The following is a 20,163-nucleotide window of genomic DNA, read 5'->3' as shown; positions in this document are numbered from 1 at the left end:
AAAGAAGGAGAGAATAACCCTCTCTCTCATCACCAAAAAATCTGGTGCCCTTCTTTTGGGTGTTGGTGGCTGGGGGGGGGGGTTGGGAGGGGGGGGCCGTCTCCCCTCCCCCCCCCCCCCCCCCCCCGCTCCCGTTCCCTAGAGCTTCTGCACCGGCGCGTACCGCAGCAGCAGCCGCTTCGGCTTGGCGTCCCCGAAGTCGATGGTCGCCTGCGCGTCGGCGCCGGCGCCCCGCACCTCCATCACGGTGCCCAGCCCGAACTGGTCGTGCGTCACCCGGTCGCCGACCGCCAGCGACACGACCGGCTTCTCGGCGGCCCGCCGCGTGGCGAACCCGGACGGACCCGAGCGCGTGCGCGCCGAGGACAGGAAGGCCTCCGGCGAGGTGCCGAACGAGGCCTTGCCCGACCCGTGGCCCTGGCCCCGCACCGGACCGGCCGGCTTCTGCGCGGCGCCCGTGCGCTTCCACTGCAGGTACTGGGCGGGGATCTCCTCCAGGAACCGCGACGGCGGGTTGTAGGAGGGGGTGCCCCAGGCACTGCGCATCGCGGAGCGGGTCAGGTACAGCCGCTCGCGGGCACGCGTGATGCCGACGTACGCCAGCCGGCGCTCCTCCTCCAGCTCCTTGGTCTGGCCCAGCGCCCGCATGTGCGGGAAGACGCCGTCCTCCATGCCGGTCAGGAACACCACCGGGAACTCCAGGCCCTTCGCGGTGTGCAGGGTCATCAGCGTGATCACGCCGCTGCCCTCGGTGTCCTCGTCCGGGATCTGGTCGGAGTCGGCGACGAGGGCGACCTGCTCCAGGAACTCGGCCAGCGTGCCGCCGCCCGCCGCGGCGCCCTCCTCCGCACCGGCCGCCGCGCCGCCCTCGGCGCGGGCCTGCTCGAACTCCAGGGCCACCGCGGCGAGCTCCTGGAGGTTCTCGATCCGCGTCTCGTCCTGCGGGTCGGTGGAGGCCTGGAGCTCGGCGAGGTAGCCGGTGCGCTCCAGGACCGCCTCCAGGACGACGGCCGGGCCGGCGCCGGACTCGGCGATCGTGCGGAGCTCCTCCATCAGCACGTTGAAGCGCTTCACCGCGTTGGTCGAGCGCGCGGCCATGCCGTACGCCTCGTCCACGCGGCGCAGCGCCTGCGGGAAGGTGATCTTCTCGCGCATCGCGAGGGCGTCGACCATCGCCTCGGCGCGCTCGCCGATGCCGCGCTTGGGCACGTTCAGGATGCGGCGCAGCGGGACGCTGTCCTCGGGGTTCGCCAGGACGCGCAGGTACGCGAGGATGTCGCGGACCTCCTTGCGCTCGTAGAAGCGGACCCCGCCGACGACCTTGTAGGGCAGGCCGACGCGGATGAAGACCTCTTCGAAGACGCGGGACTGCGCGTTGGTCCGGTAGAAGATCGCGACATCGCCGGCCCTGGCCTCGCCGGCGTCGGTGAGCCGGTCGATCTCCTCGGCGACGAACTGGGCCTCGTCGTGCTCGGTGTCGGCGACATAGCCGGTGATGACGGCGCCGGCCCCCGCCTGCGTCCACAGGTTCTTGGCGCGGCGGTTCTCGTTGCGCTCGATGACCGCGTTGGCGGCGGACAGGATCGTCTGCGTGGAGCGGTAGTTCTGCTCCAGCAGGATCGTCGTCGCGTCCTTGTAGTCCTCCTCGAACTGGAGGATGTTGCGGATCGTCGCGCCGCGGAAGGCGTAGATCGACTGGTCGGCGTCGCCCACGACGCACAGCTCGGCCGGCGGCAGGTCCGGGTAGCCGGTGCCGACGAGCTCGCGCACCAGGGTGTACTGGGCGTGGTTGGTGTCCTGGTACTCGTCCACGAGGACGTGCCGGAAGCGCCGCCGGTAGTGCTCGGCGACGTCCGGGAACGCCTGGAGCAGGTGGACGGTCGTCATGATGATGTCGTCGAAGTCGAGCGCGTTGGCCTCGCGCAGCCGCCCCTGGTACATCGCGTACGCCTGGGCGAGGGTCTTCTCGAACCCGTCGGCTGCCTGGGCCGCGAAGGCGTCCTCGTCGATGAGCTCGTTCTTGAGGTTGGAGACCTTGGCGTTGAAGGACTTCGGCGGGAACTTCTTCGGGTCGAGGTCCAGGTCGCGGCAGACCAGCGCCATCAGGCGCTTGGAGTCCGCCGCGTCGTAGATCGAGAACGAGGAGGTGAAGCCGAGCCGCTTGGACTCGCGGCGCAGGATGCGCACGCACGCGCTGTGGAAGGTGGAGACCCACATGGCGTTGGCGCGCGGTCCGACGAGGCCCTCGACGCGCTCCTTCATCTCGGCGGCGGCCTTGTTCGTGAAGGTGATCGCCAGGATCTGCCCGGGGTGGACGTTCCGCGCGGCCAGCAGGTGGCCGATGCGGTGGGTCAGCACCCGGGTCTTGCCGGAGCCGGCGCCGGCCACGATCAGCAGCGGGGAGCCGGCGTGGACCACGGCGGCGCGCTGCTGCTCGTTCAGCCCGTGCAGCAGGGCGGCCGGGTCGATGACCGGCTTGGCGGTGCCGTCGCGGTAGTAGGCGTCACCGCTCATGGGCACGTCGAAGCGGCCCTCGAACAGGTCGTCCGCGCCGGGCTCGGGGGCGCGGTCGTCCGCGTATTCCTCGGGGGGCGGGGGCTCCTCGTCGGAGGGGGTGAGGTCCGCCAGGAAGCTGTCGTCAAAGAGGCTGCTCATCGCCTTCCGAGTCTAGGGCCTGTCCGGCGGATCATGGCCGGGCCCGCGGCGTCCGGCACGGCACCTCGCCGCGTTGCCGAAGTGCCCCGATAGCTCCGCTATCGCGACCCTCCGGCGCCTTGCGATGCACCGCACCGGGCGCCGCGGCCCATCCGGCCCTGATCCGCCGGACAGGCCCTCGGGGCGGCGCGGACACCCGGCCCCGGACCGGAGGAATCGGCCGTATCTCACACCGGCGCCGACCCCCCTCCGGGAGCCGGCCGGGGGCCCCGTACGCTCGACCGCATGGACGTACTGATCAATGTCTTCGTCGGCCTGCACATCATCGGTATCGCCTCGCTGCTGGGCGGCTTCCTGACCCAGATGAAGGCGATGGGCGACGGCACGGCGCGCTTCACGCCCGCGATGCTGCACGGCGCGCTGACGATGCTCGTCACCGGCGTCCTGCTGGTCGGCTTCCGCGAGATGGACGGCGGCACCCTCAACCACATCAAGATCGGCGTCAAGCTCGCCGTCCTGTTCGTGATCCTCTGCCTCGTCTACGTCAAGCGCGACGAGGAGCGGGTCGACAAGGCCCTGTTCGGGACCGTCGGCGCGCTGACCGTGGTCAATATCTTCGTCGCCGTCCTCTGGCACTGATCGTCAGGCCGCCAGATCCGGTCGCGTCGGGACACTTTGCGGTCATCCCGCCGTCCGACCGCCGTCCCGCCCTCTAGCGTCCTCCTCCGAGCCGAGCCCGACCGGAGGAAGGACGTGAGGCCCGCGTGGCCAGTCATCGAAAGCCCAGGCAGCGCCCGCTCCGCGGCGGCACCGTCCGGACCGCCGCCACCCTCGCCCTGGCGGGCGCTGCCACCGCCACCGCCCTCGAAGGCACCTCCCACGCCGAGCCGCGGCAGACGCCCGCCGGGATCAAGGCGGAGGCCGACCGGCTCTACGAGGAGGCCGAGGCCGCCGGCGAGCGGTACAACGGGGCGAAGGAGAAGGCGGAGGAGGCCCAGCGCGCCCTGGACGGGCTGCGCGACGAGACCGCCCGCCGCACCGACCGGCTGAACGAGGCCCGCCGCACCCTCGGCGCCCTCGCCGCGGGCCAGTACCGCAGCGGCGGCCTCGGCCCCGCCGTCCGCCTGGCGATGTCCGACGACCCGCAGGAGTTCCTGGAGCGGGCCGCCCTGCTGGACCGCGCCGGCGACCGCAGCGCCGCCGAGGTCGCCTCCGTACGCCGGCAGCTCGACGAGGTCGGCGCCCTGCGCAAGACGGCGGCAGGGCACCTCGCCGAACTGCGCGAGCGCGAGGGCGAACTCGCCCGCCACAAGTCCGCCGTCGAGGCGAAGCTGGAGGCCGCCCGGCGGCTGCTGGCCCGGCTGACCGCCGAGGAGCGCGCCGCGTACGAGGCCCGGGCCGGCGGCGGCGCCGCGCAGGCCGGGACCGGGCAGGCGGCGGCCGCCCCCGCACCGCCCGGCGACGGGTCGCGCGCGGCCCGCGCCGTCGCCTTCGCGTACGGCGCCATCGGCAAGCCGTACGTGTGGGGGGCGACCGGGCCGGGCGCGTACGACTGCTCCGGGCTGACGCAGGCCGCCTGGCGATCCGCCGGGGTGTCCCTGCCGCGCACGACGTACACGCAGATCAACGCAGGCCGGCGGGTCGCCCGCGGCGAGCTGGCCCCGGGCGACCTGGTGTTCTTCTACTCCGGCGTCACGCACGTCGGCCTCTACGTCGGCAACGGTCAGATGATCCACGCCCCGCGTCCGGGCTCGACGGTCCGCGTGGCGCCGGTCGACTCGATGCCGTGGGCGGGGGCCTCCCGCCCGGCCTGAACCGGCCCGCCCCGCCCCGGGCCGGCTACGGTGCCTTGACCTGGGTGCCCAGCCAGGCGAAGACCTGGGGGAGCTGCCGGACCCAGGCGTCGATGGTGTGGCCGCCGGTCGTCTTCTGCACCTCGATCCTGGTCGGGTGCCGGGCCGCCTGCTGGAGCGCGATCCCGGCCTGGTAGCCGTCGCCCTCGCCGCCCGTGACGAGCAGGGACACCGCGGGCGGCACCGGCGCCGCCTTCAGCATGGTGTGCAGGTTGTGCTCCTGGCGCAGGACCGGGTCCTCGCGGAGCAGGGAGGCGGGCTCCATCCCCGGGTCGTTGTAGCCGGACATGGAAACGGCCGCGGCGTACCGGTCGGGGTGGGAGATCGCCAGCTTGGCGGCGCAGTAGGCGCCCGCCGAGTACCCGGCGACGCCCCAGGAGCGCGGGTCGTCCGAGGCGCGGAAGTTGTCCGTGACCATCTTGCGGACGTCGACGCTGAGCCAGCTGTCGGCGTTGACCCGGCCCGGGATGTTGGCGCAGCCGGTCTCGGTGTCGCCGAGGAGCATGGTGCGCGCCGAGACGAGGATGAAGGGCTGGACCTGGCCGCTCTTCATGAGCGGCTCCAGCTTCTCCACCACCTTCAGTCCCTTGAACCAGGACTTGCCGGAGCCGGGCATGCCGGGGATCAGCTCGACGACGGGGAACTTGCGGTCCTTGTAGGCCGGGTCGTCGTACTGCGGCGGCAGGTAGACGAGGACGTCGCCCTTGACCCCGGAGATCTTCCCGTCGAGCTCGGTCGCCTGGACCCGGCCGCCCGGCACGTCGTCGACGGGGTGGAACTGCTGCTTCACCTTCGGGACCTCTTCGACCTTCTTGCCGCCGAGGCCGTCGGGGCCGAGGTCCTCGGCGGCCTGGACGTAGTCGCCCGTGCCGACCAGGTCGCCCCAGGTGGTGTAGAAGTTCTGCTCCCGGTTCACCCCGATGAACACCAGCGCGATGGCGGTGGCCTGGGCGAACACCATCATCAGCACGCGGGTGAGGGCGCGCACGGCGGCCGGGCCGCGCACCTTGCTCCACACGGCCAGCGGAAGGACGACGGCGATCGCCGTCAGGGCGATCGCCGCCACGAACACGGGGGTCCCGGTCAAGCTCGTCACGCCTGCCAAGAACGCCGCGACCCGCCTTGAGGTTCCCCATTCACCCTGCGGCGTGTGTCACAGAACGTGGCCGGGGCCGTCTCACACCAGGCGGCGGGCCGTCGCCCAGCGCGTCAGCTCGTGCCGGTTGGACAGCTGGAGCTTGCGCAGCACCGCGCTGACGTGGGACTCCACCGTCTTCACCGAGATGAACAGCTGCTTGGCGATCTCCTTGTACGCGTAGCCGCGGGCGATCAGCCGCAGCACCTCGCGCTCGCGCTGCGTCAGCCGGTCCAGGTCCTCGTCGACCGGCGGGGCGTCCGTCGAGGCGAACGCGTCGAGGACGAAGCCCGCGAGCCGCGGCGAGAACACGGCGTCGCCGTCCTGCACCCGGAAGACGGAGTCCACCAGGTCGGCGCCGGTGATCGTCTTGGTGACGTAGCCGCGCGCGCCGCCGCGGATGACGCCGATGACGTCCTCGGCGGCGTCCGACACCGACAGGGCCAGGAAGCGCACCGGGTTCTCGGCGGCCGCCGTCAGCGCGGCGCAGCGCCGCAGCACCTCGACCCCGCCGCCGCCGGGGAGGTGCACGTCGAGGAGGACCACCTCGGGCCGGGTGGCGGTGATGACGGTGACGGCCTGGTCGACGTCGGCCGCCTCGCCGACGACCTCGACGCCGGTCCGGGCGGTGTCGCCGATCTCCGCCTGCACACCCGCGCGGAACATCCGGTGGTCGTCGACGAGCACCACCCGGACCCGCCGGCCCGCCGCGCCCGCCTGTGCGTTCTGCTCCGTCATGCCGCGTTCGCCGCCCTCTCCATCTCCAGCTCGACTTCCGTGCCGCCGTCGGGCGCGGACCGCAGCCGTGCGGTCCCGCCGTTGCGCTGCATCCGGCCGATGATCGATTCTCGTACGCCCATGCGGTCGTCCGGTACCGCGTCGATGTCGAAGCCCGGACCGCGGTCCCGTACGGACACGAACACGGTCTGCCCCTCCACCTCCGCGTACACCTGCACCGGGCCCCCCTCGCCACCGTACTTGGCGGCGTTGACCATCGCCTCGCGCGCGGCCTGAACCTGCGCGCCCAGCCTCTCGTCGAGGGGGCAGTCGCCGACGACGACGACCTCGATGGGGACGCCGTGGTGGTCCTCCACCTCGGCGGCGGCCTTCTTCACGGCCTCGGCGAGGGTCGCCGGCTCCTCGGCCTCCTCCTTGCCGGTGCCCTCGGGCCTGTAGAGCCAGTTCCGCAGCTCGCGCTCCTGGGCGCGGGCCAGCCGGCGGACCTCGCCCGCGTCGTCGGCGTTGCGCTGGATCAGGGTGAGGGTGTGCAGCACCGAGTCGTGGACGTGGGCGGCGACCTCGGCGCGCTCCTGGGCGCGGATGCGCATCAGGCGCTCCTCGGAGAGGTCCTGCGTCATCCGGATCAGCCAGGGCCCGGCGAGCAGCGCGATCCCGGCGAGGACGGCCAGCGCGGCGGTCAGGACGTTGCCGAGCTGGGCGGCCGAGCCGCGGACGACGATGAAGACGGTCAGGCCGATCCCGACGAGCGCGATGCCCGCGCAGGCGCGGGCGAGCTGGAGCATCCGCCGGCTGCCGCCCGGCCCTGCCGCCCAGTGCTCGCGGCGGGCGTTGTCGGCCTGCCGCCAGACCAGGACGACACCCGCGCCGACGAGCAGCGTCGGCCACACGTAGCGCCCGGAGGCGCCGCCGGACTGCACCTTGGAGACGAAGATCCCGGCGCCGACGCACAGCGCGACCAGGGCGGTGATCTGGCCCTTCGCCGGTTTGCGCAGCCGCCTGGCGCCGTCTGGCAGGGTCTCGAACAGCTCATGGAGGGAGCGGCCCCCGCTGCGGCCGCCCACGCCGAGCGGGACGAACACCCAGAACGCGGCGTACAGCAGCACGCCGAGTCCGTCTCCCCAGATGAACAGCCCGAAGAAGGCGAGCCGCACCCACACGACCGGCAGCCCGAGGTGCCCGGCCAGGCCGCGGGCCACGCCGCCGAGCATGCGGCCGTCGGCGCTGCGGTAGAGACGGCGCTGCGGTGCCTCGTCGGGCTCGGGGGCGTGCGGGGTGCGCGGGGCGGCGGAGGCGGGCATGCCACCGATGGTCACACGCCCGGGCGCGGCGCGGCATCAGGGCATCCCCCCACGGGCCCCGGGGGGATCTCAGGGTCGCACCAGGGTGGGGCCCCGATGCCCGCCGCCGCGGAGCGCCTCCACCATGGAGCCATGACCGAGCACGACTCCCCGCCGCCGGCCGCTTCCGGCACGGCGGACCCGCAGGCGCCCGGGACCGCGGGGCGGCCCTCGGACCGGTCCGCCGAGCGGCCGCCCCTGCGCCGCAGCAAGCGCGACAAGGTCCTCGCCGGCGTGTGCGGCGGCCTCGGCCGCTACTTCGACCTCGACCCCGTGGTCTTCCGGATCGTGCTGGGCGTGCTCAGCGTCACCGGCGGTGTCGGCCTCCTCTTCTACGGCTTCGCCTGGCTGGTGCTGCCCGTCGACGGCGAGGAGGACAGCGAGGCGAAGAAGCTGCTGACCGGCCGGGTCGAGGGGACGACGCTGGCCGCGCTGTTCGCGGCGCTCGTCGGCTGCGCGCTGTTCCTGTCGATGCTGGACAACGGCGGCCTCGCCTCGTTCTCGGTGCTGGTGGTGCTGGCGCTGGGCGGGGCCGCGTACTGGTCGCAGCGCCACCGCGGTACGGCCGCCCCCGAGGCGGAGCCGCAGGCGGCGGGCCGCCCCGCCCCGCCGGAGACGAAGGCGCCGCCGGCGCCCGGCGCGCCCTCGTGGTGGCGGGACCCGCTGGTGAAGGACGGCACGACCGGCCCGTCCGGCAGCACCGGCTACCTGTGGGGGCCGGACGACTCGGCCGGGCCCGCGGAGCCCGGCGGCAAGGGCCACGGCTGCGGGCCGCGCGCCGCGCGGCCGGGCGGGCCGGGGCGGCCGCGCGGCGGCATCGGCGGCCGGCTGTTCGTCCTGGCCGTGCTGGCGGGTGCGGTGGCGACGGCGGCGGTGTGGGAGGACAGCACGCTCGGGCACGCCCTGCAGATCGGCCTCGCGTCGGTGCTCGCGGTCTTCGGCCTCGGCCTCGCGGTCAGCTCGTTCCGCGGCCGTACGGGGTTCGGGACGATCCTGCTGGCGCTGGCGACGGCCGGGCTGCTGGCGGTGTCGGCGGCGCTGCCGACGGAGATCGGCACCGACTGGCGGGAGGTGCGCTGGCGGCCGGCGGCGGTGGCCGACGTCCAGCCGGTGTACGAGTCCGGCACCGGCATCGCCACCCTGGACCTGAGCCGGCTGGACGTGCCGAAGGGCAGCACGCTGACCGTGCGCGCCGGCATCGACGCCGGGCTGCTGAAGGTGATCGTGCCCCGCGAGGTCACCGCCCGCGGGGAGGCCTCCGTACGGCTGGGCGACATCCGGATGCCGGACGACACCCGCTCGCACCTGCGCATCCGGGGTGAGGGCGAGACCCGGCGGGTGACGGTGGAGCCGGCCGCCGGCACGGAGGCAGGAGGAACGGTCGAGCTGCACCTCGAAGCGGGTGTGGGACAGGTGGAGGTGGCCCGTGCGGCGTCATGAGTTCCAGCCGGGCCGGTTGCTGGCCGGCCTCGTCCTGACCGCGGCGGGCGTGCTGTACCTGCTCGACGCGGCGGGCGAGGTCGACACCCCTTGGTTCCTGGTGGTCCCGATGGCGGTCGGCGGGCTGACGCTGGCCGCGCTGGTGGGGATGGTGGCCTACGCGGTGCGCCGCGACCGGCGCAGCCTGGCCGAGCCCCCGGAGCGGGCGGACCGGATCAGGGAGTCCACGGACCAGTAGGGCGCCCCGGCGAGCACCAGCGGCGTCCACGCCATCAGGTAGGCGAGATCGTTTCCGTAGTAGTACGGGGTGACCTGCCAGGACACCGTGAGCCACAGGCTGAGCGAGATCAGCAGGCCGCCGAGGGCCGCGAGGCGGGTCAGCAGGCCGGCGAGGACGCAGAGGCCGACCGCGATCTCGCCGGCGGCGATGGCCAGGGCGAAGGCGACGGGCGAGCGCAGGGCCAGGTCCACCAGCTCCGGGACGGCGGAGGTGTCGCGCACCCCGCGCATCAGCTCCCCGATGGAGCCGGCGCCGGAGGCGGACGGGAACGCGGGGTCGGTCAGCTTGTCCAGGCCCGCGTAGACGAAGGTCGCGCCGAGGAAGAGCCGCAGCGGCAGCAGCGCGTACCGGGCGGCCCGGTCCCGCAGTCCGGGGGCGGGGGCGCCGCGGTGGGCGGCGGGGGCCCGGCCGGGGGCCTCGTCCGGGTCGTGCCCGCCGTGCTCGGCGAGGTCGTCTCTTCGGGTCACGCCCCCATGTCTACCCGCTTCACTCGGCGACGTCGATGGTGCAGCGGTTGGATTCCACTCCGGCAGCGGTGACCACCTGCACCTCGACCCGGCCCGGTTCCACTTCCGCCGGGACCGGAACCGTCAGCGCCGTGTCCGAGGGGTTCGCGAACCCGCCCGCCACCGGGACCAGCGGCACGTGGACGTGGACCGCCCCGATCCGGACCACCAGCCGGGCAAGCATCTCCGGGGTCTGCGCGCCGGGCGGGACGAAGCCCACCCCGCGGATCTCGATGTCGTCGCCGGGCCTGACGGCCGCGTCGAGGTCGCCGGGCTCGCGCCTGCGGACCACGGACAGCACGAGCGGCCGGGTCACCTCGGCGAGCTTCGCGGCCAGGTACACCGCGGCCGACAGGGCGACGAGCAGGGCCAGCGCCCACGGCAGCCGCGGCAGCCGGTCCGGGTACCGGGCCAGCGACACGGCCGCGTACGCCAGCACCACCGTGGAGACCAGCACGTACTGGGCGTCGGGGAGGCTGCCCCGGCCGGCGTCGTCCGTGAGCAGGTCCGCGCCGCGCGGCCGGTCCGCGGGGAGCTTCTGCAGCCGCTGGCCGAGGATCCGCACGGCGACGACCCGGCTCACCAGCACCGCCACCGCCGAGGTCAGCGCGACGATCGACAGCAGCGGCAGCGCCCGCGCCAGCCCGAGGCCCTCGTACACGGCCTGCCGCTCCGGGCCGGGCGCGGAGGCGGCCAGCCGCAGCGCGGGCAGCAGCCCGGCGAACGCGGTCAGCAGCAGCCAGGCGCCGGGCACGGCCTTCGAGGTGGACAGCCGGTTGTCCTCGCCGACCAGCGGGGCCAGCAGCCCGCCGCGCACCGACTGGGCGCGGGCCGCGAGGGTGAGCAGGCCGGCGAGGAAGGCCGCCGCGAGCAGGGCGGCGGTGCGCGCGGCCGACCAGCCGGTGCCGACGGCGGTGCCGACCTGGACGACGAGGAGGATCCCGGCCGCGATCCACACGGCGAGGACGGCCCGCCGGGAGAAGACGTGCAGCCAGGAGCTGCCCGCCTCGCGGCCGCGGTCGGCGACCGTGCGGGCGGAGAGGGTGAGTTCGTCGGAGACCCACTGCCGGGACGCGCCTGCGGACCGGGCGACCGCGGCGGGCAGTCCGTGGCCCGCGGCGAACTCGTCCCGTTTCTCCAGGAACGCCGCGACCGCGCGGCGGTGCCCCTCCTGCGCGCCGTGCGGGCAGTCGTCGCAGGCGCATGCGCCGCCGTGGGTGCTTCGGGAGATCTGTTGGACAGCCACGTGCCTGCCGCCTCTCTGAACTACGGTGCAATGGCAGCGAATTGTGCACCACTGCGGAAGTGCTCCGGATTGCGCACGATGTCAGAGCAGGTGATTGTCCGTTCATGATGTTGACGTCACGCGCGCGGCGTACGGGCGTCAGGGGGCGGCGGACTCCCGCAGCGGCTGGTAGGCGGCCCAGGCGGCGAGGTCGGTGCCGAACCGGTCGCGCGCGGCGAGGGCGCTGCGGTGCCCGATGGGCGCGGGGCGGCCGGCGGCGCGGGCGGTGAGCTGGACGCGGGCGGCCCGCTCGGCTGCGACGGTCCACCAGGCGGCGGCGTCCACGGTGGCGCCGACGGTGAGCACCCCGTGGTTGCGCAGGACGAGCGCCTTGTACGGGCCGAGCGCGCGGGCGATGCGGGCGCACTCGGCGGGATCGCCGGCGCCGCGGGTGTACTCGTCGACGAGCGCGTGGTCCCGGTAGAAGGCGCAGGCCTCCTGGGTGAGCGGGGCGATCAGCTGCCCGAGCGCGGCGAGCGCCCTGCCGTACGGGCCGTGCGCGCGGACCACCGCGACCGCGTCGGGGCGGGCCCGGTGGACGGCCGCGTGGAGGGCGAAGGACAGCCCGTTGACGCGGCGCCCGCCCTCCAGGACCCGCCCGTCGCCGTCGACGAGCAGCAGGTCCTCGGCGGTGGCGGCGGCCGCAGCCCGCCCGAACGGGTTCGCCCAGAGGCAGTCCGGGTACTCGGGGTCGCGGGCGGTGGCCAGCGCGGCCGGGTCCTCCTCGAAGCCGAGGCGCGCGAGCAGGCGCAGCGCCCCGGCGAGGCGCTCCTTGCGGTGGGCGCGCTCCCGGGCCGGGTCGTCGTGGACGGGCGGCGTCTCGAAGCGGAGCCGGTCCACGGGCACGGGTGCGGGCTGGTCCGGCATCGCGGCCCTCCTCGGTCGGCGTCGGCCGGCCGCGGGGCCGGCGCGCGCACGGTACCCGGGCCGCCCGCAAGTGGCCAGGGGCAGAGCGGCGGCGGGCGGAAACGGCGGAGCCGCCGGCCCCGGTGGTCGGGGGCGGCGGCTCCGTTCACGCGCGGCGCGGGGCCGGCGGGATCACTCCCACTCGATGGTGCCCGGCGGCTTGCTGGTGCAGTCCAGGACGACGCGGTTGACGTCCTTGACCTCGTTGGTGATGCGGGTGGAGATCCGGGCGAGCACCTCGTACGGCATGCGCGTCCAGTCCGCGGTCATCGCGTCCTCGGAGGAGACGGGGCGCAGCACGATCGGGTGGCCGTAGGTGCGGCCGTCGCCCTGGACGCCGACGCTGCGGACGTCCGCCAGGAGCACGACGGGGCACTGCCAGATCTCGCGGTCGAGGCCGGCCGCGGTGAGCTCCTCGCGGGCGATGGCGTCGGCCTCGCGGAGCAGGTCCAGGCGCTCCTTGGTGACCTCGCCGACGATGCGGATGCCGAGGCCGGGGCCGGGGAAGGGCTGGCGGTGGACGATCTCGTCGGGCAGGCCGAGCTCCTGGCCGACCATGCGGACCTCGTCCTTGAACAGCTGGCGCAGCGGCTCGACGAGCTGGAACTCGATGTCGTCGGGGAGGCCGCCCACGTTGTGGTGGGACTTGATGTTGGCGGTGCCGGTGCCGCCGCCGGACTCCACGACGTCCGGGTACAGGGTGCCCTGGACGAGGAAGGCCACCTCGGGGCCGCCCTCGGCCTCGGCGATGATCTCGGCCTGCGCCTGCTCGAAGACCCGGATGAACTCGCGGCCGATGATCTTCCGCTTGGTCTCGGGGTCGGAGACGCCGGCGAGCGCCGCCAGGAAGCGCTCCTGCGCGTCGACGACCTTCAGCTGGACGCCGGTCGCGGCGACGAAGTCCTTCTCGACCTGCTCGGTCTCGCCCTTGCGCATCAGGCCGTGGTCGACGTACACGCAGGTCAGCTGGGAGCCGATGGCCTTCTGGACGAGGGCCGCGGCGACCGCGGAGTCCACGCCGCCGGAGAGGCCGCAGATGGCGCGCTTGTCGCCGACCTGCGCCTTGATGGCCGCGACCTGCTCCTCGACGATGTTGCCGGTGGTCCAGGTGGGCTTGAGGCCGGCGCCGCGGTAGAGGAAGTGCTCCAGCACCTGCTGGCCGTGCGTGGAGTGCATCACCTCGGGGTGGTACTGCACGCCGTACAGCTTCTTCTCGTCGTTCTCGAACGCGGCGACGGGCACGACGTCGGTCGAGGCGGTGACGGCGAAGCCCTCCGGGGCGGCGGAGCAGGCGTCTCCGTGGGACATCCACACCGACTGCTGCTCGGGCGTGCCCTCGAAGAGGGTCGAGCCGGCCTTGCTGACGCTCAGCGGGGTGCGGCCGTACTCGCGGGCGCCGGTGTTGTCGACGGTGCCGCCGAGGGTGGTCGCCATCAGCTGGAAGCCGTAGCACATGCCGAAGACGGGGACGCCGGCCTCGAAGATCGAGCGGTCCAGCTGCGGGGCGCCCTCCTCGTACACCGAGGACGGACCGCCGGACAGGATGATCGCCTTGGGGTCCTTGGCCAGCATCTCGGCCACGGGCATCGTGCTCGGGACGATCTCGCTGTAGACCCGTGCCTCGCGGACGCGGCGGGCGATGAGCTGGGCGTACTGGGCGCCGAAGTCGACGACGAGAACCGTGTCCGGGGCGCTGTCGTGGGCGGCGGAGGGTGCTTCTGGCACGGGGGCGGCCTTCCGGCGGAAGAGGGGGCTGTTTTGTCAATTCTAACGGGGGACGCGCGGACCGTTTTCGTCTCACCATCCGAACCGGTTTGGATCCGGGCGGCCGGCGCGGCAATAATCCGTTTCGTGCGCAGGCAGCTGAGCTTCCTCTTTACCTATGGCACCGGACGGTCCGGCAGCCATGGGTCCTCGTGATGCTCGCGCAGAGCACCTGACTTCCCGCAGCGCCCCGGTCCGGCAGGACCCGGGCGCTGCGGCGTTTTCACGGTCCTGCGGGCCCCCACCGACAGGAGACCCCCGCCATGACCGCCACCACCGCCGCCACCGCCACCGCGTCCTCCGCCGCCGCCCCTGCCGCGGACGTGGACCACGAGCAGCTGATCGCGGCGTCCCGCGACCGCATCGACGCCATCGACGACCGGATCATCGGCCTGGTCCAGGAGCGGATGGCCGTCTCGACCGTCATCCAGGAGGCCCGGATCGCCTCGGGGGGCCGCCGCGTGCACCTGTCGCGGGAGATGGAGGTGCTCTCGCACTGGAACAGCGCCCTCGGCAAGCCCGGCACCTCCCTCGCCATGACCCTGCTGGAGCTGTGCCGCGGCCGTGTCTGAGGCGGCCCTCCAGCCGCCTGTTCGTCACCCGTACGGCCCGTGACCGCCCCTGCGGCCCTTCGTTGGTGTGGGTGGCCGCGTCAGCCAGGCGCGGGTCCAGCACCACGCGTGGCTCCGCCGGAGCGATGAGACGTACGGCCCGTGGGACGTGCGTCGTGGGACCTCGCTCCTTCGCGTGACCGGACGGCAGGGGACAGCAGGCCGGTCACACCGACGACGGCCGGCCCGGGGGACGCCCCGGGCCGGCCGTTCGCGTGTCCGCGCCCCTCCCCCGCATCCCTCCCCCGGCCGCCGGCCCCGGCTTCACCGTGTGATCGAGCACACACGCATACGTATGCCCTCCGGGTACAACCTTCAGGGGCGAGCGCCTGTCACCTATGTACCGCGGCGGGTACCGCGCTCGGAGGGGGAGCGCGGTACCCGCCGCGTATCAGTCGGCCCGCAGGTCGGCCGCCGCTCCCGGCTGCCGCGGCGGGACCCCGGGAACCGGCAGGAACGGCAGCCGCAGCGCACCGAAGGCCTTCTCAGGCACGGCCGGACGGACCGGCTCCACCGGCGCGAGCCGCACGTACGCCGCGCCCTGCTCCGGGCGGGTGTCCGGCTCGCCCTTGTTCGGCCAGTACGCCATCGCCCGCTCCGCCTGCGCCGTGATCGTCAGCGACGGGTTCACGCCGAGGTTCGCGGAGACCGCCGCGCCGTCCACGACCAGGATGCCCGGGTGCCCGTACAGCCGGTGGTACGGGTCGACCACGCCCTCCTCGGGGGAGGCGCCGATGGGGCAGCCGCCGAGGAAGTGCGCCGTCAGCGGCGTCCCCATGAGCTCGCCGACGTTGCTGCCGGCGAACCCGCCTATCTCCTCGGCGAGCAGGCTCGCGGCCCGGGTGGCCGCCTCGATCTGGACGGGGTTGGGGGCGCCGTGCCCCTGGCGGGCCGTGAGCAGGCCCTTGCCGGGGCCGCGAGGCTTGCGGTACGTCGTCAGCGAGTTGTCCACGGACTGCATGACCAGGCCGATGATGGTCCGCTCCGACCAGCGCCGGTTGGAGAGCGAGCGCAGCAGCTGCACCGGGTGCTTCGCGGTCCGGGCGAGCCAGCGCCGCACGCGGTGCGGGCCGTACGGGACCTGGAGCACCGTCAGGAAGCCCATCGCGTTCGATCCCCGGCCGTAGCGGACGGGCTCGATGTGGGTGTCGGCGTCCGGGTGGACGGAGGAGGTGATGGCGACGCCCCGGGTGAAGTCGGCGCGCCGGCCGGGGCCGTGCCGCCTGCGGTAGCGGCGGTCGTCGGTCTGCGCGCCGACGAGTCCCTCGGAGTTGGTGCGGGTCAGTTCGCCGAGGCGGTCGGAGATCCGCGGCAGCAGCCCGGAGTCCTTCATCCGGTGCAGCAGGGTCTGCGTGCCGTACGTGCCCGCGGCGACGACCACGTACCGGGCGCGCAGCTCCCGGGAGGTGCCGCGGCGGCGGGCGTCGGTGGGGACGGTGCGGACGCGGTGGCCGCCGTCGGGGTGCTCGGCGACGGCGGTCACGGTCGTCATGGGGTGGATGACGGCGCCGGCGCGCTCGGCGAGGTGGAGGTAGTTCTCGGTCAGGGTGTTCTTCGCGCCGTGCCGGCAGCCGGTCATGCACTCGCCGCACTCGGTGCAGGCGCGGCGGGCCGGGCCGGCGCCGCCGAAGTACGGGTCGGGCACCTCCTGGCCGGGCCTGGCCGCGGCGGTGCCCCCGGCGTCGGCGCCGTCGCCGAAGAAGACGCCGACCGGCGCCATGTGGAAGGTGCCGCCGACGCCCATCCTCTCGGCGACGGCCTTCAGGTGGACGTCGGAGGCGGTCGTCGTCGGGTTGAGCCGCACCCCGAGCATCCGCTTGGCCTGCTCGTAGTACGGGGCGAGCTCCTCGCGCCAGTCCGTGATGTGCGCCCACTGCCGGTCCTCGAAGAAGGCGGCGGGCGGCACGTACAGGGTGTTGGCGTAGTTGAGCGAGCCGCCGCCGACGCCCGCGCCGGCCAGCACCATCACGTTGCCGAGGAGGTGGAGCCGCTGGATGCCGTACAGGCCGAGGGCCGGCGCCCACAGGTAGCCCCGCAGGTCCCAGCTGTTGCGCGGGAGCGTCTCGCGGGTGAAGCGGCGGCCCGCCTCCAGGACGCCGACCCGGTAGCCCTTCTCGGCCAGGCGCAGCGCCGAGACGGAGCCTCCGAAGCCCGATCCGATGACGATGACGTCGTAGTCGTACGGCTCTGACACTGGGGCGCCTCCTTGGCGGCCGCTGGACGGGGGCGGGGGCGGGGCCGCCTCAGCGGAGGCGGAGGGCCTTCATCACGCGGAGGCTGCGCGTCATGAACGCCGCGTACGCCTCGTCGTCCATGCCGAGCGAGGGCGCCATCGGCAGCAGCCGCTGGCGGGCGACCGTCTGCGCCTCGGTGTACTTGAGGATGCCCTCGGAGCCGTGCCGGCGGCCGAGGCCGGAGTCCTTCATGCCGCCCATCGGGGCGCGGACGCTGCCGTAGGCCGGGGCGTAGCCCTCGTTGATGTTGACGGTGCCGGTGCGCAGGCAGGCGGCGACGGCGAGGCCGCGGCGGGCGTCCTTCGTCCACACGCTGGAGTTGAGGCCGTAGGGGGTCGCGTTGGCCTGGGCGACGGCCTCGTCCTCGTCGGTGAAGCGGTAGACGGAGACGACCGGGCCGAAGGTCTCCTCGCCGCAGACGGCCATCGGCGCCTCGACGCCGTCGAGGATGGTCGGCTCGTAGAACAGCGGGCCGATGTCGGGGCGGGCGGTGCCGCCGGCGACGAGGGTGGCGCCCTTGGCGACGGCCTCGTCGACGTGCCGGCGGACGGTCTCCAGCTGGCGCTCGCCGACCAGCGAGCCCATGTCGGCGCCGTAGGCGAGCGAGCTGCCCAGGCGCATGGCCTTGGTGCGGGCGGCGAACCGGGCGAGGAACTCGTCGGCTATGGAGGCGTGGACGTAGAGCCGCTCGATGGAGATGCACAGCTGGCCGGCGGAGGAGAAGCAGGCCCGGACGGCGCCGGCGGCGGCCTTCTCGACGTCGGCGTCGTGGAGGACGAGCATGGCGTTCTTCCCGCCGAGTTCGAGGGAGACGCCGACGAGGCGGGCGGCGGCGCCCTGCGCGACCTCGCGGCCGGTGCGGGTGGAGCCGGTGAAGGAGACGTAGTCCGCGTGCCGGACCACCTCGGGTCCGACGACGGGGCCCTCGCCGAGGACGACCTGGAAGACCTCGGGGGGCAGCCCGGCCTCGATGAGCGCGTCGCGCGCCCACAGGGCGGTCAGCGCGGTCTCGGTGTCGGGCTTCATGACGACGGCGTTGCCGGAGGCGAACGCGGGCAGGGCGTCCCCGACGGAGAGTTCGAGGGGGTAGTTCCAGGGGGCGATCTGGCCGACGACGCCCCGCGGCTGGCGCAGCTCGGTGACCTTGGTGAGGGTCGGCATCGCACCGGTGTGGCTGCGGGGCCGCAGGTACGCGGGCGCCTTGCGGCCGTAGTGGCGGGCTGCGACGGCGACGGCCTGGACCTCCTCGTGCGCGTGGAGCCGGGCCTTTCCGGTCTCCAGCTGGATCAGGTCGAGGACCTCGGCCTGACGGGCGAGGACCAGGTCGTGGAAGCGGAGCAGGACGGCGGCGCGGCGGCGGACGGGGACCGCGGCCCAGGCGGCCTGGGCCTCGCGGGCCCGCGCGAAGGCCTCGGCGACCTCGGCCGGGGTGGCCTCGGGGAGGTCGGCGAGCTTGGCCCCGGTGAACGGCGTGTGGTTCGCGGTCCGCCCGGAGCCGATCACTCCGCTGGTGAGGCGGGCGACCAGGTCGGGGGTCACCACGTCCGCGGCGGTGCGCGCGCCGGCGGGGGCCGGGGCGACCGGGTTGGTGGGCTGCGGGGCGGGGCGGAGGGGGGCCGGGGCGGCCAGCGAGTCCGTCATGGCGGTGAGCGTATTGTGCCCGGCCCCCTTTGGGTACCCGTCGGTAACCGGATTTTGGGAAATCCGCCAGCGATCGCTGGCAGGATGGCCGCCGGCTCAGCCGGCGGGCGGGGCCCAGCCGCTGAGCACGGTGTCGAACTGCGCCCGGGTGGTCTCCCAGGTGGACGTCGGACCCGACATGTACACCGCGTACTCGGTGCCGTTCGGGGCGATGTACATCTGCTCGATCGCGCGGCGGGGGCCGGCGTGGACGCCCTTCTCGGACCAGGTGAACTCCCACAGCGCCGCCCGGGTGCTGTCGCGGAAGGTGTTCTGGTTCAGCCGCTGCCGCTTGTAGTCGGTGCGCCGGCTGACCTGCTTCTCCAGGTCGAGGACGTGTGCGTACGGGGTGTCGTAGTCGGGCGTGGGGTCGACGGCGATGCGGATGAAGTGCCTGCCGTTGTCCGGGGTGTAGTCGATCTGGTTGCCGTCCATCTGCCGCTTCCAGCCGTCCGGCACCCACAGGGTGAAGCCCTCCGGGTCGGTGACCTTCTTCCAGCCCGCGGGCGGGGAGGCGCTGGTGCCGTCCTTGTCCTTGGCGCCCTCCTGCCGGTCGGGGGCGCTCGCGCTGCGGTCCGCGCCGCCGTCGCCGCCGTCCGTGCCGGTGTACTTCAGCAGCCCGAACACGGCGCCGCCGCCGACCAGCGCCGCCACCAGCGCCACCGCCGCGGCCCGCTTGACCCGGCCCGGGGAGGAGCGGGGGCGCGGGGCCGGCTCGGCCGGCAGGGCTGCCGTCCCGCCCGTGGCAGGCGGCGCCGCCGGGGCCTCCGGCTCGGCCTCCCGCGCCTGCGACAGCTCCTGCGGGCTCATCGCGCGCGTCGGCACGTACGCCTGCGCCGCCATCGGCTCGCGCCCCTCCATCACCTCCAGCAGCATCCGCTCCGTCTCCTGCGCGGAGGGCCGCTCCTCGGGGTCCTTGCGCAGGAGGGCGGTGATGACGGGTCCGAGCGGGCCGGACTGCCGCAGGGCGGGCGGCTCGTCGTTGACGACGGCCTGCAGGCTGGAGATCGGCGAGGTGCGGCGGAACGGCGACCGGGCCTCGACCGCCGTGTAGAGGGTCGCCCCGAGCGACCACAGGTCGGACGCCGGGTCCGGGGTGCCGCCGGTGACCCGCTCCGGGGCCAGGTAGTCGATGGAGCCGACGATCTCGCCGGTGCGGGTGATGGAGGAGTCGCCCTCGATCGCGGCGATCCCGAAATCCGTGAGCAGCACCCGCCCGTCCTTGGCGAGCAGCACGTTGCCGGGCTTGACGTCGCGGTGCAGCACGCCGACCGCGTGCGCGGCGCGCAGCGCGCCGAGGACGTGCAGCCCGATCCGGGCGGCCTCGCGGGGCTCGATCCGGCCGGCCGCCTTGGCCGCCTCGGCGAGGGACGGGCCGTCGACGTACTCCATGACGATCCACGGCCGGTCGTCGTGCTCGAACACGTCGTGGACGGTGACGACGGCCGGGTGCTGGATGCGGGCGGCCGCGCGGGCCTCCTTCTGCGTCCGGGCGTGCAGGACGTCCCGGTCGGCCTGGGCCACGAACAGCCCGGCCGTCAGCTCCTTGACGGCGACGGTCCTGCTCAGGAGTTCGTCGTGGGCGCGCCACACCTTGCCCATGCCGCCGCTGCCGATGGGCTGCGCGAGCCGGTACCGGCCGGCGAGCACTGCGCCCGCACCTGTCTGCTGTTCCACGATCCCCGCCACTCTGTGCACTTCGGGCCAGATTACGAAGCGGCCGGGGCCGCCGGTAC

Annotated in this window: 16 protein-coding genes; 5 read left to right on the top strand and 11 right to left on the bottom strand. The window is 74.1% G+C overall.

All coding sequences use genetic code 11. The features are described 5' to 3' along the window. Window positions 1–138: 138 nt before the first annotated feature. On the bottom strand, window positions 139–2,655 hold the full coding sequence (gene pcrA / locus ACZ462_RS00260; RefSeq protein ID WP_467808126.1) for a DNA helicase PcrA: 2,517 nt from the start codon (window positions 2,653–2,655) through the stop codon (window positions 139–141). A 285-nt stretch (window positions 2,656–2,940) separates the two neighbouring features. Between pcrA and ACZ462_RS00255 the strand changes: the two genes are divergently transcribed. Beyond that, window positions 2,941–3,294 (top strand): hypothetical protein, encoded by a 354-nt coding sequence (locus tag ACZ462_RS00255; RefSeq protein ID WP_467808125.1) that lies wholly within the window; start codon window positions 2,941–2,943, stop codon window positions 3,292–3,294. A gap of 125 nt (window positions 3,295–3,419) precedes the next feature. Further along, complete coding sequence (locus ACZ462_RS00250; RefSeq protein WP_467808124.1) at window positions 3,420–4,469, top strand: C40 family peptidase; 1,050 nt, start codon at window positions 3,420–3,422, stop codon at window positions 4,467–4,469. 25 nt (window positions 4,470–4,494) lie between these two features. Here the strand turns inward: ACZ462_RS00250 and ACZ462_RS00245 are convergent, their stop codons facing one another. The 3 genes from ACZ462_RS00245 to ACZ462_RS00235 all read right to left on the bottom strand — a co-directional run bounded on the left by ACZ462_RS00245 (window position 4,495) and on the right by ACZ462_RS00235 (window position 7,682). Then, entirely contained in the window at window positions 4,495–5,604 is a 1,110-nt protein-coding gene (locus tag ACZ462_RS00245) for an alpha/beta hydrolase (protein WP_467808123.1), read from the bottom strand. Between the two features lie 81 nt (window positions 5,605–5,685). Continuing rightward, entirely contained in the window at window positions 5,686–6,381 is a 696-nt protein-coding gene (locus tag ACZ462_RS00240) for a LuxR C-terminal-related transcriptional regulator (RefSeq protein ID WP_467808122.1), read from the bottom strand. Beyond that, window positions 6,378–7,682 carry an ATP-binding protein gene (locus ACZ462_RS00235; RefSeq protein WP_467808120.1) on the bottom strand — a complete coding sequence of 435 codons (1,305 nt, stop codon included), beginning with the start codon at window positions 7,680–7,682 and terminating at the stop codon, window positions 6,378–6,380. Before ACZ462_RS00235 ends, ACZ462_RS00240 begins: the two co-directional genes overlap by 4 nt. A gap of 132 nt (window positions 7,683–7,814) precedes the next feature. Between ACZ462_RS00235 and ACZ462_RS00230 the strand changes: the two genes are divergently transcribed. Both ACZ462_RS00230 and ACZ462_RS00225 read left to right on the top strand, forming a co-directional pair. After that, the gene (locus ACZ462_RS00230) at window positions 7,815–9,161 is read left to right on the top strand and encodes a PspC domain-containing protein (RefSeq protein ID WP_467808119.1); all 1,347 of its coding nucleotides are present in this window, start codon (window positions 7,815–7,817) and stop codon (window positions 9,159–9,161) included. Then, window positions 9,148–9,399 carry a hypothetical protein gene (locus ACZ462_RS00225; protein WP_467808118.1) on the top strand — a complete coding sequence of 84 codons (252 nt, stop codon included), beginning with the start codon at window positions 9,148–9,150 and terminating at the stop codon, window positions 9,397–9,399. Before ACZ462_RS00230 ends, ACZ462_RS00225 begins: the two co-directional genes overlap by 14 nt. Here the strand turns inward: ACZ462_RS00225 and ACZ462_RS00220 are convergent. From ACZ462_RS00220 to guaA, 4 genes are all read right to left on the bottom strand, one after another. After that, on the bottom strand, window positions 9,318–9,809 hold the full coding sequence (locus ACZ462_RS00220) for a DoxX family protein (RefSeq protein ID WP_467808133.1): 492 nt from the start codon (window positions 9,807–9,809) through the stop codon (window positions 9,318–9,320). The two genes, ACZ462_RS00225 and ACZ462_RS00220, sit on opposite strands and share 82 nt — an antisense overlap. A 118-nt stretch (window positions 9,810–9,927) precedes the next feature. Further along, the gene (locus tag ACZ462_RS00215; RefSeq protein WP_467808117.1) at window positions 9,928–11,193 is read right to left on the bottom strand and encodes a hypothetical protein; all 1,266 of its coding nucleotides are present in this window, start codon (window positions 11,191–11,193) and stop codon (window positions 9,928–9,930) included. Between the two features lie 138 nt (window positions 11,194–11,331). Continuing rightward, window positions 11,332–12,099 carry a class II aldolase/adducin family protein gene (locus ACZ462_RS00210; RefSeq protein WP_467808115.1) on the bottom strand — a complete coding sequence of 256 codons (768 nt, stop codon included), beginning with the start codon at window positions 12,097–12,099 and terminating at the stop codon, window positions 11,332–11,334. Window positions 12,100–12,270: 171 nt separating this feature from the next. Continuing rightward, entirely contained in the window at window positions 12,271–13,863 is a 1,593-nt protein-coding gene (gene guaA / locus ACZ462_RS00205; RefSeq protein ID WP_467808114.1) for a glutamine-hydrolyzing GMP synthase, read from the bottom strand. A 302-nt stretch (window positions 13,864–14,165) separates the two neighbouring features. Between guaA and ACZ462_RS00200 the strand changes: the two genes are divergently transcribed. Continuing rightward, window positions 14,166–14,474 carry a chorismate mutase gene (locus ACZ462_RS00200; RefSeq protein ID WP_467808113.1) on the top strand — a complete coding sequence of 103 codons (309 nt, stop codon included), beginning with the start codon at window positions 14,166–14,168 and terminating at the stop codon, window positions 14,472–14,474. Between the two features lie 430 nt (window positions 14,475–14,904). Here the strand turns inward: ACZ462_RS00200 and ACZ462_RS00195 are convergent, their stop codons facing one another. From ACZ462_RS00195 to ACZ462_RS00185, 3 genes are all read right to left on the bottom strand, one after another. Then, a complete protein-coding gene (locus ACZ462_RS00195) occupies window positions 14,905–16,707 on the bottom strand; it encodes a GMC oxidoreductase (RefSeq protein WP_467808112.1) in 1,803 nt (600 codons plus the stop codon). Between the two features lie 49 nt (window positions 16,708–16,756). Beyond that, on the bottom strand, window positions 16,757–18,388 hold the full coding sequence (locus tag ACZ462_RS00190; protein ID WP_467808110.1) for a succinic semialdehyde dehydrogenase: 1,632 nt from the start codon (window positions 18,386–18,388) through the stop codon (window positions 16,757–16,759). Window positions 18,389–18,484: 96 nt separating this feature from the next. Then, window positions 18,485–20,104 carry a serine/threonine-protein kinase gene (locus ACZ462_RS00185; RefSeq protein WP_467808109.1) on the bottom strand — a complete coding sequence of 540 codons (1,620 nt, stop codon included), beginning with the start codon at window positions 20,102–20,104 and terminating at the stop codon, window positions 18,485–18,487. Window positions 20,105–20,163 lie beyond the last annotated feature (59 nt).

This window comes from Streptomyces sp. NPDC031121 (assembly GCF_055570615.1).
Note: the sequence above shows the minus strand (reverse complement) of the source record. Positions and strands in the feature narration are given on the sequence as shown.